Annotated in this window: 10 protein-coding genes and 1 pseudogene; 1 reads left to right on the top strand and 10 read right to left on the bottom strand. The window is 35.7% G+C overall.

Annotation, left to right across the window (positions count from 1 at the left end; genetic code table 11):
* Positions 1-164: 164 nt before the first annotated feature.
* Entirely contained in the window at positions 165-950 is a 786-nt protein-coding gene (locus tag C9J31_RS12020; protein ID WP_107950484.1) for a PhzF family phenazine biosynthesis protein, read from the bottom strand.
* 186 nt (positions 951-1,136) lie between these two features.
* Here C9J31_RS12020 and pdxR point away from each other — a divergent pair.
* Positions 1,137-2,616 (top strand): annotated as a pseudogene (gene pdxR / locus C9J31_RS12025) (MocR-like pyridoxine biosynthesis transcription factor PdxR).
* Positions 2,617-2,921: 305 nt separating this feature from the next.
* Here pdxR and C9J31_RS12030 read toward each other — a convergent pair.
* The 9 genes from C9J31_RS12030 to C9J31_RS12070 form a co-directional block, all read right to left on the bottom strand.
* Entirely contained in the window at positions 2,922-4,196 is a 1,275-nt protein-coding gene (locus C9J31_RS12030; RefSeq protein ID WP_193767110.1) for an NtaA/DmoA family FMN-dependent monooxygenase, read from the bottom strand.
* A 351-nt stretch (positions 4,197-4,547) separates the two neighbouring features.
* On the bottom strand, positions 4,548-7,718 hold the full coding sequence (locus tag C9J31_RS12035) for an ATP-binding cassette domain-containing protein (RefSeq protein ID WP_107950483.1): 3,171 nt from the start codon (positions 7,716-7,718) through the stop codon (positions 4,548-4,550).
* A 241-nt stretch (positions 7,719-7,959) separates the two neighbouring features.
* Complete coding sequence (locus C9J31_RS12040) at positions 7,960-8,373, bottom strand: SRPBCC family protein (RefSeq protein ID WP_107926012.1); 414 nt, start codon at positions 8,371-8,373, stop codon at positions 7,960-7,962.
* On the bottom strand, positions 8,370-8,696 hold the full coding sequence (locus tag C9J31_RS12045) for an ArsR/SmtB family transcription factor (protein ID WP_054767745.1): 327 nt from the start codon (positions 8,694-8,696) through the stop codon (positions 8,370-8,372). Before C9J31_RS12045 ends, C9J31_RS12040 begins: the two co-directional genes overlap by 4 nt.
* A 420-nt stretch (positions 8,697-9,116) precedes the next feature.
* Entirely contained in the window at positions 9,117-10,817 is a 1,701-nt protein-coding gene (locus C9J31_RS12050; protein ID WP_238602147.1) for a putative bifunctional diguanylate cyclase/phosphodiesterase, read from the bottom strand.
* A gap of 341 nt (positions 10,818-11,158) precedes the next feature.
* Complete coding sequence (locus tag C9J31_RS12055) at positions 11,159-11,332, bottom strand: transcriptional regulator (protein WP_107950481.1); 174 nt, start codon at positions 11,330-11,332, stop codon at positions 11,159-11,161.
* Between the two features lie 328 nt (positions 11,333-11,660).
* The gene (locus C9J31_RS12060; protein ID WP_054767743.1) at positions 11,661-11,810 is read right to left on the bottom strand and encodes a hypothetical protein; all 150 of its coding nucleotides are present in this window, start codon (positions 11,808-11,810) and stop codon (positions 11,661-11,663) included.
* 121 nt (positions 11,811-11,931) lie between these two features.
* A complete protein-coding gene (locus tag C9J31_RS12065; protein WP_107950480.1) occupies positions 11,932-12,906 on the bottom strand; it encodes a tyrosine recombinase XerC in 975 nt (324 codons plus the stop codon).
* 330 nt (positions 12,907-13,236) lie between these two features.
* Positions 13,237-13,653 (bottom strand): hypothetical protein, encoded by a 417-nt coding sequence (locus tag C9J31_RS12070; protein WP_107950479.1) that lies wholly within the window; start codon positions 13,651-13,653, stop codon positions 13,237-13,239.
* Positions 13,654-13,659 lie beyond the last annotated feature (6 nt).

Genomic DNA, 13,659 nt, shown 5'->3' on the forward strand with positions numbered 1-13,659 from the left:
AATCCCCTAAATCACTATAATAATAGCCGTAGGAAAAAGATAAGATAAACAACAGTTAATACAATTTGGGAAAATGGTTACAGAACGAACTGCATAATTTGTAAGTAATCTACCTGCCATAACGTACCCTATAATATTCGAATAAAACAGTGCATTTTTTGTTATCAATATAATTGGAGATCTGCAATTGAATATAAAACAGCAGAACCACTAATTTTTACTCTGTCCTCATTGTATTTACAGTACAGTGTTCCACCACGTTTAGAGAGCTGTCTAGCAATCATGTCGTTTTTCCCAAGTCGCTTTGACCAAAAAGGAATTAAACTACAATGTGCTGAGCCACAAACTGGATCTTCGTTTACCTGTAATTTTGGCCAAAAAGCTCTGGAAACAAAATCAACTTCATTTCCTTCTGCAGTCACAAAAACTGCAAGTCCTTCTGGAAATAGTGCTAATTTAGCAAAATCAGGAGATAAATTGAGCACATCTTCTTCTTTTTCGAGTACAAATACCAAATCTCTTCCTATATATGTTTCAATAGGTTTTATACCAAGTGCTTCCACCATCTGTTTTGTCAGTGTATATTCCTCAACTTTAATACTCGGAAAATCCAATTCATAAAGATTACTATTTTTTAAAACAACTAGTTCCCCGCTCTTTGTTTGAAATCTGATTTTTTCTAGTTCTTTTTCATAATAGTTAGTGATTACATATGCAGTTGCTAAGGTAGCATGTCCGCAAAGATCAATTTCTCCTCCTGGTGTAAACCATCTTAAATGATAATGGTCTTTATGCCCTTTCTTTACAGCAAATGCTGTTTCAGAAAGGTTATTCTCGCTAGCAATTTTCTGCATCATATCCTCAGATAACCAATCTTCCATAATACAAACCCCAGCTGGATTACCCTCAAATATTTTTTCAGCGAAAGCATCTACTACATAATATTTCATTTTGAAAAACCTCCTGATATTTTCTATTCGTTTGTATTACTCAAGCTGTTTCAACTTCCCTCAATTTTTCACATCGCTAAACACCCCTCCCAGTGTTATAATGTTTTCATTTGAATCCTCAATATTTTATAACCAAACCATGTATAACACTCAATGCACTTGTATAACACTTAATGGAGGGTAAACATGCATATTGAAATTCAACGAAAATCTGAGACTTCACTTTCTAAGCAAATTTTCCAATCAATCGTTGATCACATACGATCAGGTCTACTACCACAAGGAAGTCAGTTACCTTCTGTCCGTGAATTATCTAAGGAGTTAGAAGTAAGCTTTGTTACTGTCGTGAAGGCATATAAAGAACTTGAAAAGGAAAATTTAGTTACATCCATACAAGGGAAAGGAACATTTGTAAATATTGAAGAATCGGATATAAGGAAGACAAAAAAAAGATGAACCTCCATTCGATTGGCAGTTATCGCTACAAGATTATGTTCCAAGAGCTCAGTTTTCTCGCTTTCACCACGTTCCGGGTGAAATTCAACTTTCTTCTTCGATGATTGACCCTGGGCTTCTTCCTAATCGATATTTAGAGCAAGAAATTCATAAAATGCTTTCTGAGAATCCAAGAATTTTATCACAATATAGTGAAATCCAAGGAGACTATAAGCTGAGGGTTGCAATGTCCCAATATTTAAAACAATTTGAAGTTCCTACTAGCCCTGACAACCTTTTAATTACAAATGGTTCGCAACAAGGATTAGATCTAGTTGCTCGTACATTTATTGGCCCGGGTGATGTTGTGGTAATGGAAAGTCCTACTTATCCAGGAGCTATTGATATTTTTAGAGGGAGAGGCGCTACGATACTTACAGTTCCAATTGATAAAGAGGGTATGAAAGTGGACATACTTCAAAATTTATGTGATAAATACAAACCAAAAATTATTTATACAATACCTACATTTCATAATCCTACAGGTACGGTTATGTCTCACAAGCGACGGAGGCAACTATTAGAGATAGCTAAAAGTATTCAATGTATTTTTGTAGAAGATGACCCATGGTGTGAGATTTATTTTGATAAAAAACCTCCCACTCCTATTAAAAGTATGGATTATTATGGTCATGTGATTTATTTAAAAGGGCTGAGTAAAACCTTAGCACCAAGTTGCAGAATTGGAATACTTTCAGCTTCAGGTTCTATATTTAATCGACTATTAGCAGCTAAATCAAATGCTGATTTAGGAAGTCCATTATTAACACAAAAATCATTATTACCATTCGTTACTTCCAAAAAAATGATTGAACATATGAAAAAATTAAGAACGGCCTTAAAAGTAAGACGAGATTTGGTACTGGATTTACTATCACACTACGCGCCAGAAGGGATTTCATGGATAATACCAATTGGAGGTTTAAACATATGGATTAGTCTCCCAACTTGGGTAGATACAAATCAGCTACTGATCGAAGCCCAAAAAAATAATATAACATTCTTACCGGGATCAGCTTGTTACCCCGTGGAGCAAGAGAATCACCATATGCGACTAAGCTTTTCATATATGAATGAACAACAATTACAACAGGGAATTAGAACATTATGTAATATTTTAAATTCTGAAATTCCATCAAAGAAAAACAATAATAACACGCCTTATTTTTAAAAAAAGAGAGTACCTCTCGTAAAATAGTAGTTATTGCAACATATTTTTGACGAGGAGAGGAATCTCTCTTGCTATTACTTAAATATTTAAATTGTGATTAGTTTAAATCAAAAAAACCATCTACAGTATATGAACTGAACCCTATAAAGTAGACAGTTTAATAAAAGACCATTCTCTACATTAAACAGCAATTGACTTCGGTATGCTGGAGAGTTATTTTTTAATTAATAAAAAATATACAGACAAATGTGTTTATGCACAACCACTTGCCTTTGTCGCCATTGTATCACTGTTGCAATCAATAATTACACATCTAATCCTAAGTGGGAGCGCAATGTGTTCCCTTTGTATTCAGCTCGGAATAAGCCACGTTCGACTAACATCGGTATAACATCGCTAAAGAATAAATCTAAAGATTTAACAGGACCACCTGGCACAGCGATAAATCCGTCCAATGCTCCCTTTTCATAAAACGTGACAATCTGATTCACAATATCTTGTGGTGTACCAATGGCTACTAGATGTGCAGAGCCAATTACTTCTGGGCGTGCTAACAATGCTTCAACAGTCGGTTCATGTTCAATGATATAACGGCGCACAAGTTGTGCATGCGTTTTACTTCGAACTTTTTGATCCTCTGGTGGCAACATAGCTGCTGTTACATGTTCCACAAGAGATAAATGACGAATGTCCATGCCTATTACAGATTCTAAGGCGGTGTAGCGGCGTTCAGTTGTAAGATGCTCATGTGCTTTACGATGCATTTCTAATGCTTCCTCATATGTATCACCAATAAAGAAATACAGTCCAGGTAATAAACGTATGTCATCTGCCGAACGACCTGCTGTAATAGCACGTTTGCGCAAATCATTACGTAATTCAATACCTACTTCCATTACTGGCGTGGCAGCGAAAATCGCGTTAGAAACTGTTGCTGCAAATTGACGTCCTGTTTCCGAAGCTCCTGCCTGGAATAGCGGAATATCACCTGCCGGATGCATCGGAATATTTAAAGGGCCTTTTACATGAAAATACTCTCCCTCGTGGTTAATTGGCTTGACAAGCTCATTAATTATCTCTAAATTACCGTCTGCCTCTAATATTTCATATGGGTTACTATGCCATAGCTGCTGTACAACCTCCTTACATTCAGCTGCCTTTGCATAACGCTCTTCTGATGAGGGCATTGGCTCGTTGCTGAAATTATATGCCCCATCTATGGATGTTACGAGGTTCCAACCTAAACGTCCCTCACTAATCCAATTCAAGGATTGCAATTGCCGGGCTATAATATAAGGTGGAATAAATGATGTTGAAACTGTTGTGACTAAACCAATGTGTTTAGTTTCTCTTGCTACTGTCGCAAATAAAAAACTAGGATCTAGCCCTGCTGTTCCTTTCGTTTTAACCATTAACTCCGGATGGGCTATTAAATAATCTGCCTTAAATACAAAATCTAATTTTGCTGCCTCAGCACGTTGGGCAAACGCAATATGCTCATCAATAAACGCCCCTTTCTTACCTTGTTCACCACTCACTGCTAAATGCATGCCAATAATAAGATGTCTTTTGGTTGTCAATTAACGCTCTCTCCCTTTTAATTGAAAATGATTATCATTATCATATTATAATGTATTTTCTAACAATGCAATACATACTTTTCCAGTTTATAACCAACCAACTTTAATTTGCTAGGTTTGGATTCCTCCACGTACCTGTCACAACATTAACAGCCTTCATATTCATGACATTTATCAATCGCTAATCCATCAGGTCAACTGCCAATCCCACTGTTCTTTACTTCTCCAATTGTTCCTCTTCACAATAGCATAAAAACTCATATGCAATTTTTCATTGCACATGAGTTTTCTTCACTGATTGACTGGCAGCTAGCTCAGTATTTAACTATCGCTTGTGTTAATCATTTTGATTTAATTATTTTGCTCAAGGAATTGGTAAATCGCCATCATTTCTTGTTTATTCAACTCACGAATTCGCTTGAAAATTAGCAGTTTTGCAACAGCCTCTAAATGTAAGCTTTCAGTAACAACATCACTTACTGTACCAGTTAGCCATGTTTGTACGTCTATGCCCTCAACCATTTCTTTACGCCCTTCATCATTGATGCCACTTGCATAACAACTTACACATGGTACTGATAATTTATAGACGCCATCATGTAGTCCATCTTCTGATAAGACTTTCTTGCCTTTACAGAAAGGACATGGATGACTTGCTTTTATCTTATTAATGACAGTGACAATTTTTTTGTAACCGAACGCTTCATAGACATACGTCAGCTTTTTATATTTTCCATTGGTAAAATACTTATCAATAATGGTTTCTCTTGTTTCGTTAATATTGGCAAAATCACAGATGGTTATCAGATTTTTGTGGCTGATAGCGTCAAGATTGCTAGTAATTTTGTCCCAGAATGGGTAAACATTTTGTAAGACGATTTCATAACCAACAAAACTTGCAAGTTCTAATTCCAACATTTTTAATGATACTTGTGCTTCCCTAGGCAGTAAAGACACATCCTCTGTAAGTACCATCTTGCCACCAACAATGTTTTTCAGTTTTACTAGTTCTGGTAATTCTCCTACTATTTTTATGACCTCATCAATAGGTTGATGAATCAACGCACGAATATCCGTATCACCAAATGCAAGTTTTTTCTGGTGGTTGAGCACGGTTCCATGACAGATTGGACAGACCACCATCTCTTTTGATTCTTTCATTTGCTCTTTAATGAGTGATTTAGAAATTACAATATAACGCCCAATAATTAAATTAAAACCTTCCCATTTTTTCGAAGATTTACTTGCTTTATCATAAAATGATTTTTCCCAATAACCATATAAGAATGTATGCTTTTCTTCTTCTGTCATGTCATTATAGCTTTTACTTATATCTTGACCAAGCTCATTTTTTAACTCATCAAAAAGGAATTGTAATTTTGGATATTGATAGTATTTTAAGACCTCCATCACGTCTGGATGTAATAAGCCATCCCAAAACGACACGTTTTTGTCTTGCATCACGATATCAAAATTAAATTTTTCAATTTCCAGACGACCAGAACAACTTGAACAATGATTTTCTTGACTAAAGAAATCGAAACTTCTCGTATCTTTATTGGTCGGATGAGCCGCCACAATATGGTTAATCAGGCCACCCATTTCATAGAGAAAGCTATATTGGCTATACAAATGTTTTTCAAGATCAATGGCAATGACAGGCGCAATAGTATTAGATTCGTATTCACCATAAATCAGACGGGCCATTGATGATAAGCTTTTTAATATACCGCCCTTATAGACGTTTTCAGCATTTTTAAAATAGCTAATATGATTTTCTTCTAAGTAATGAATGCCTTTTTTTGATTCCAGTGTTGATGCTATTTGCAATGGTGCTACTTTCGCTGTCCGATTTTGTTGACTAAAATAATCATCATGACTCACCACATCAAGATGCTCCACAGGCGCCTGTTGTCTTTTCCCAAAATCAACGATATAATCAGAATTTTCTAACATATGGGCATTGTGTTCAATCATGATGATTGAGATTGATGCCTCTTTTAGAATGTCCCTCACACTATCAATGAATTGGTTTAATATATTTTGAGATAAACCTTTTGAAGGCTCATCGAAAATGAAAAGCGTATGTGGGTTTCGTGAGTTAGCAAACAGCTCAGAAACTAAATGAACACATTGAAATTCACCCGTCGATAATGTTTGTGTTTTTCTTTCTAAAGTCAGATAGCCTAGGCCTAGTTTAATCAATAGGCTTAAGCGTTTATGCGCGATGTCTTCATTTGGTAATTCATCAATAATATCTTCAATCGAGCGTTGAAAAATATCATCGATGTCCTCACTGTATTTGGACAGTTTCTTTTTAATATCTAGAAACGTCGCCACAGTTGAACGGCTTGTAATCGATTGGTTACGGTCTTGCCCTACCATTACCAACTTATCTTTTGGGTAGCGCTTCAAGAAATCCTTGGCGATACACTCATTGACAAGCGTCGATTTTCCACATCCAGACTCACCTGTAAAGGTAACAAGTCTATTTTGTGGAATCTGTATTTCAGCCATTTGAATATTACGGCAATGGAGGTCAAGGAATTGATAGTATGCAGTTGGCATTGCTTGATTTCGTTCCCAATGAATTGGTTGAGGGCGCGGTGATTCCTCTACAATTTTCCCACCGTATTTTCCACTCCCTGGCCCGAAAAACAAATGCTCATCAGCTGTGTCTAGCACAGTGTCAGAATGATCAATCAGCCAAATTTGATTTTTATTGCCTAAATGTTTAATCTGCTCCAAAATTTTCAAAAGGGTTTCGTGATCCAAACCAACGGAAATTTCATCTACAATAATGACGGTATTTTCACTAGTTGCCATAAATTCTGCCAAGTAAAGTCTTGTTAACTCTCCCCCTGACAATGTCCCCATAATTCGATTTAATGTTAAGTAACCGATATTCATATTGATGATATTTTGCAGAATATGTTGTTTCTCTTCACTAATTTTTAATTCTTCTGAAAGGGCATAAATTGTTTCCATACTTAAATTATTTATAGCGGAAATACTGTATCGTTCATTCCTTAATTCTAACTTATGTTGTTCAACTTCCGGATTATATCGTTTTCCTTCACACTTTTTACATTCAACATTTTTGGTAGTGCCACGTCCTTTGCACGCAGGGCACCAGCCTAATGCATTATTAAATGAAAAAACTTCTGGTGATAAATGAAATTCATCTGCAAGCCTTTCCCGAATGTCTTTAAAAACCCCAGTATGAGTGCCAATGGTTGAACGTGGATTAGTTGAAATGGATGATTTTCCTAAAAAAAGAACTAAAGGCATATCTGCCATTTTAATGGCACTAAAATTCGTTTCCATGATATTTGGGAACAAGTATTGATATTCAGCCTTTGGTAATAAAGAAACAAGTCGTTTCTTAGATTCTTCACCAATCGTTTGACAAAATGTGGTTTTACCCGATCCAGACAATCCAGCTATTGCTAGTGATCGATCTTCCGGCAAGATGGCATCTAAACGGTTAATATTGTTGGCGATTAATTGAGTGATTTTCATATTGATATCCACTTCCAATCCTTAAATTAAGTCATTCCGTGTTCCGGAAAAGCGCCCGATTGTAGTAGATCGTTTAAAGAATACTAGCTGCACTTTTATCCCAGATAATAAGAAGAAGGGCGACTTTCTTGCTTTAGAAGAACGCCCTTCTTAAAAATGAAAGAACACAATTCTTGCTACGGAATTGCGCTCTTGATAGTAAATAAATCGTTTATTTAAAGCGAGGTTAAAGGAATCACGTTTACAGTGCTAATACTTTTTCAAGCTGATTACCCATATTTGTCCAAGCATATTTAGCTCCCTCTATGGCACCCTGACGAGCTTTCGTTTCCTCACTAAATCCTGTTTGGTCGAGATGTAGATGGACAGTCCCATCTGTACCTTTTTTCAACGTCCATGTAACAGTAGTACTTTCACCGGCACTTGCCCAAGTGTAAGATAAGCTATGAGGCTCATTCACTTCGAGTACCTCGCAATCTACAATTCCATCCCACCATTCATTTGGCTCCGCACGGAATTGAAATTTATGTCCTACGATTGGTTTAAAGTCATTTTTCCATATCCATTTTGCAAGAGTATCTGAATCAGTTAAAGCGTTCCATACCTCCTCAATTGAACTTGTAAATTGATAATCTAAAGATACATCTGCTTTCATTTTTTTTCCTCCAATATAAGATTTAATTTAACCATTCTTTCTTTCCAGAATCCTTCATAATAAGATACCCAATCTTGAATTTCTTTCAACGGTGTGGCATTCAAGCGATACCTCGTTTCTCTACCAACCCTTCGTGCAATTACGAGATTAGCTTCTTTGAGAATAGCCAAATGCTTAGAAACTGCAGTACGACCCATTTGAAAATGAACCGTTAGCTCATGCAGGGGTAATTCTTCTACGTCTGCCAACAATTGAAGTAATTTTCGCCTTGTTGGATCGGCAACAGCATCATAAACATCCCTCAATTGACTGTTTTCGTTCAAAATCCCCCCCACCTTTACATTATTATTTACTGTAATATCAACAATTAAACTACATGTTACTTAATAAGACACCTTTTGTTGTCATATTGATTATAGGACACCATAAGGTGACATGTCAAGTTCCTAAAACATCCACAAACCTCACTGTTTTTCATGTATGAAAGTAATTAAATACGGTCTAAATCAGCACTCGCTTTAATGGACAACATTGCTCATCTCTAACTTTTCATAAGTCTGTGCTTATTTTAAAGATAATAATTACTACAATCTATAACCTAACAATTGTTCTATATTCTATTTTTAAGTAATAGTTGCCGATATATAGGAAAAGAAGCTCTAAATTTTATGTCCATATGAACAGGACAATCAATTAGAACTTCTTTTGTGAATGCAAATATTAAGCTAATATGATTCGATTATTTACGCATTAATTAAGATCGATTTTGTGAATTCTTCTACTGACAACGGTTTGCTAAAGTAGTAGCCTTGTACGAATTCGCACCCCTGTTCTCGTAGTACTTTCAATTCCGCCTCTTCTTCCACACCTTCAGCTACAACCTGAAGATTTAAAGCATGTGCTAAAGAAATCATTGCGGAAATCATCGCAATTCCTGATTTTTCTGGCACGATATCACGCACAAACGCACGATCAATCTTTAACACATCCACTGGGAATTTCTTTAAATAATTAAGTGATGAATAGCCTGTCCCAAAGTCATCTAATGAAATTGTGATGCCTAGTGATCTTAATTGCTCGATAGTATCAATCAATTCTTCTGTGTAATCTAGCATACTCATTTCGGTAATTTCAATTTCTAATGTATTCGGGTCTATTTGTGTTTCTGCAATAACTCCACGTACCATATCAACAAAACCAAACGTACTAATATGAATTGGTGAAATATTAACTGCTACTCGTAAGTTTAAGTGGTATGTTTGATTCCAAGCACGAGCCTGAGCACAAGCTTTTTTTAATACCCACACGCCAATATCATTAATAAGTCCACATTCTTCTGCAAACGGAATAAAACGATCTGGTGGCATTTGTCCTAATTCAGGATCGTACCAGCGGAGCAATGCTTCCATGCCAATCACTTTATCAGTTTTTAAATCGATTTTTGGTTGATAATGCAGTTCTAAAATATCTTTTTTAAGCGCCTGATGTAGTTTTGTTTCGAGTAATAGCCATTTATCATTCGCCTCATCCATATTCGGACGATATAAACGGTATTGATTACCACGTGTAGATTTTGCAGCATACATCGCTATATCCGCATTTTTCAACAGTTCTTCAATGGAGTTTGCATGATCTGGGAAGACACTAATCCCAATACTAATACTTGCATAAAATTCATACGTATCGACAATAAAGCTGTCATCGAAAACACCGATAATTTCCTTTGCTTTCTCTTCGATTCGATTGACATCATTTAAAATCATGACAAACTCATCACTATTGTGACGATAGAAAGAATTGGAAGTATGGTCAATATTACGTAAACGATTTGCCATTTCCACTAAGAACATGTCTCCAATGATGTGTCCGAGTCCATCATTAATGTTTTTAAAACGATTCACATCAATGAAAAATAACGCAAACTTCTCCCCGGTACGTCGAGATTGATGGAATTCATTTTCTAAACGTTGCTCTAATTTGCGACGATTTGGCAACCCTGTTAATTCATCATGATAGGCAATATGCGTTATCTTTTTAATGTCTTTTTGTGCGGTGATATCAACTCGAATAGCGATATATTGATAAGGTTTGTCATTATCATCTAAGAAAGGAATAATCGTGGTTTTTACCCAGTAAAGGCTACCATCTTTTGCCCGGTTGCATACCTCGCCATTCCACATATCACCCTTTCCTATTGTTTTCCACATTTCTCTGAAAAAAGACTTTGGATGGAAGCCTGAATTGAGTAAACGGTGATCTTGGCCCAATAATTCCTCGCGCGTATATTTAGAAATTTTACAAAAATGATCATTAACAAATGTGATTTTCCCTGTTCGATCTGTAATCGCTACAATGATAGAACTGTTCATTGCTGAAAAAATGTCTTGTAATTCTTTCAGGCTGTAGTTAACTTGATTAATACTACCAGGCGTGATATTCATCATTTTCATTCTCCGTTCATTGAAATAACAAGGGTTTGGTACTTTTGCTTTATGTATATAGCGAGGTATAAAGTTGTGGTATATCGCCCTTTTTTATGTAATTATATTATAGTCCTAGAAAAGCAGTTAATTCAACCCAAATCTAAAAATCTGTATCTTTATCGTTTCATAGATTTCTATAAATTAGACAAAAATCCGTGACCTTCCAAGTACTTTAACAGCCCATTTCCAGACAAAACAATTACCTTAGCACTACCTAAAATGTGAAAATCAGTCTATTTATCTTAAGAAGTACTTATTGAAAATGCCTTACTGGCACGGTTGGCAGTAAGGCATTTTACAACTCAAGACACTTCATATTCAATTTGTCCTCTCATCGTTTTTGCATGCTCTTCATTATAGGCATTTAATTGTTCTTGCGATAAATTTAAAATATAATAGTGAAAATTAATGGGCTCCAAACCATGTTTTTCGCACATTTGTCGGTAAAACTCATAGCCTTTTCGATAGTCTGTCATGCTAATTAACTCCCTTTCATATGTAACGTCTGCATTGTTGTGTATGCTAATTGTTGTTGTAATCAAAGTGCGCGCATTTCTTTACATAATAATCATAGCCATGTGGATAATGCGACATCATCATTCACTCCGTATTAAGTTGTACTATAACAGAATTACTTTTGTATAAATAATATATAACAGAGATTTTACTAAGTCAATAATAAATTTTCTGATATTTCTTTAAAAAATGGTAAAAGCCCAGTCCATATTTATCAGTATGGCTGGGCTTTTCATAAAATATTCGCGTCGATTTCCGTAATAACCACATCCTTTAGCGCAATAATAATTAGATGCCTAATTGCTTCGCTTGCATGTTATATGCAGACAACTGCTCCTGTGATAGCTGGATGATATAATAGCGGAATGAGATTGGCTCCAAACCATAACGCTCGCACATTTCACAATAAAATTCATATCCATCTCGATACTTTGACATATTAAAATCCTCCTAAGAACAAATCTGTTTTATAACAGTTTGAATTATTTTAATTTAATATATAACAGATTGCTGCGTTCGTCAATTATTTTATAGCAATTTTCCAAAATTAAAACGATAGTCACACAGGACTATCGCTTTCACGAACAATATTAAACGGATTGTTTTCAAGTACATGTTGCAGCTCTTCATCTTCAATATGTGTATATATTTGCGTCGTCGCCACACTTGAATGGCCCAAAATATGCTGAAGACTTCGGATATCTGCCCCTGCCTTGTACATCATTGTTGCGGATGTATGGCGTAACTTATGAGGTGTCAGTCTTTCCTTTTGTAGTCCAGATTGTTTATTTATTTGCTTCACAAGCTTTGCTACAGTTTGACGTGTAAAGCGTGTTCCTTTTTGGGAAACAAACAGAGGCTCATCTCCTTCTCCTCTATAGGCAGTCTTACCACTTTGCTCATAATCTGCTAGAGCCTGCATGCAGCTATCGTTTAAATAAACGGTACGCTCTTTATTGCCTTTGCCGATAACGGTTAGGTACCTACCTTGAATCGATGCCTTATTTAATTGACAAAGCTCTGTTACTCGAATGCCTAGATTTAAGAAAAACATCATCATGCAGTAGTTTCGAGGTGAAGCACGATTTAGCTGAATGCCATCGATAAATAGACTTGCCTCTTCCATATTCATATAAACAGGTTTCCTACGCGCAATTTTCGGTGTTTCTAATTCATCTGCTGGATTCTCCTCTATAAGTCGACGTTTTCCTTTAATGTATTTGAAAAATGATTTTAATGTCGCTACTTTTCGCGCTCTAGCTGAAGCAGCATTTTGACGTTGTACTTCACAATACTCCATAAATAAATAGAGATCCTCCAATGTAATTTCACGGATTTCTTCTATTGTAATAGTATCAATATTTATTTTAGTAATTTCTGTAAGGTCCATGTCATTTTGTGCGGCCATGTGGAAACGAAAAAACAATGTGAGATCGTATTCATATTCCTTTCTTGTTCGCTGTGATTTTCCCTTGATAGTTGTTAAATACACAAGGAAGTCCTTCATTATTTTTGGGAGCTGTGTTTTTTGCATAAAATCACCTCTATATTGTCCATTTTACCATGAAAAAACGTTCCCAAATATAAATTTGGGAACTTTATAGCAAAAAAAATGCCCTTTTTTAACGCACGGAACAAATGTTCTGTTATTGATGATAATAAAAGATGATTTTCTAAGTCTCTAGAAAACCATCTTTTTATTGTTTTTTATAAAATTAATTTGATTTTAAGCATAAATAGCCAACTATACGAATATTAAACTCTAGGATGGAAAAATGCTGTGAGACGATTTGAAAAATTAATAGGTGGATAACTATACGTGTCGATTCGTCTCATAACGCGGGTGGAATTATTTGGTTCGATGTTATTGTTTGACAAAAATACTATATGTTCCATCGTCTTGTTTTGTAAGATGCCAATTAGCTGATAGCAGATTTTGTAACTTCGTCACAATCTCCTCATTACAGGACAAATATTGAATGCCTGTTTCTAATAATTGATAATCCTCACCCTCTTCTAGTTGAAAACGAAGTTGTAGTAAACGTTGAATTCCTGGCAATGTTACATACTTCACACGATAATTGCCATGCAACGCACCAAGGAACAAATGTTTCCCTTCTTGAAAGAGTGCTTTAGTTTCATGAAATTCAAATTGAGGAATCTTTTCCTGCCATGCGGATACATCTCCAGATTGTAAAGTGCGTATTATCTCCTCGTCTGTTAAACCTAGTTTAGAAAGCTTGTCCAGCTCATATGCTTGCATTAAATTAATAATTGTCATCTTGCT

The sequence above is a fragment of the Lysinibacillus parviboronicapiens genome (assembly GCF_003049605.2).
Classification (GTDB): domain Bacteria; phylum Bacillota; class Bacilli; order Bacillales_A; family Planococcaceae; genus Lysinibacillus; species Lysinibacillus parviboronicapiens.

Coding starts and splice junctions, on each gene's coding strand:
- C9J31_RS12020 (WP_107950484.1), bottom strand. CDS start 950: ATGAAATATTATGTAGTAGATGCTTTCGCTGAAAAAATATTTGAGGGT.
- C9J31_RS12035 (WP_107950483.1), bottom strand. CDS start 7,718: ATGAAAATCACTCAATTAATCGCCAACAATATTAACCGTTTAGATGCC.
- C9J31_RS12065 (WP_107950480.1), bottom strand. CDS start 12,906: ATGCAAAAAACACAGCTCCCAAAAATAATGAAGGACTTCCTTGTGTAT.
- C9J31_RS12050 (WP_238602147.1), bottom strand. CDS start 10,817: ATGATGAATATCACGCCTGGTAGTATTAATCAAGTTAACTACAGCCTG.
- C9J31_RS12070 (WP_107950479.1), bottom strand. CDS start 13,653: ATGACAATTATTAATTTAATGCAAGCATATGAGCTGGACAAGCTTTCT.
- C9J31_RS12040 (WP_107926012.1), bottom strand. CDS start 8,373: ATGAAAGCAGATGTATCTTTAGATTATCAATTTACAAGTTCAATTGAG.
- C9J31_RS12060 (WP_054767743.1), bottom strand. CDS start 11,810: ATGTCAAAGTATCGAGATGGATATGAATTTTATTGTGAAATGTGCGAG.
- C9J31_RS12055 (WP_107950481.1), bottom strand. CDS start 11,332: ATGACAGACTATCGAAAAGGCTATGAGTTTTACCGACAAATGTGCGAA.